Below are 248 nucleotides of genomic sequence, written 5' to 3' on the forward strand. Positions count from 1 at the left end.
TGTTCCTTCACATTAACCAACTTTTTGACCAAACTTTTCTCCTATTTAGAGCGAAACATGGCCCACAACGATGAGGCCGGCGGTTTGGGCAAGGCATTCTGGGAGCTGTCCCAGGAGATGGAGGAAGAACCTCACCGCTATGAGGACGCCGCGGAAGACACCGATCCCGACTACACAACCCCTAGTGGCATCGGGGATGACACCACTGATGGTGCCCTCGAGGATGCCACCACTGATGATGGCAGCGC

1 protein-coding gene is annotated in these 248 nt (G+C 55.2%); it reads left to right on the forward strand.

All coding sequences use genetic code 11. From position 1 onward, the window contains the following. Positions 1-248 (forward strand): hypothetical protein (locus tag FVA95_RS32460; RefSeq protein ID WP_205016099.1); only part of this gene is annotated, 248 nt, incomplete at both ends.

The sequence above is a fragment of the Pseudonocardia sp. EV170527-09 genome, assembly GCF_008369905.1.
Classification (GTDB): domain Bacteria; phylum Actinomycetota; class Actinomycetes; order Mycobacteriales; family Pseudonocardiaceae; genus Pseudonocardia.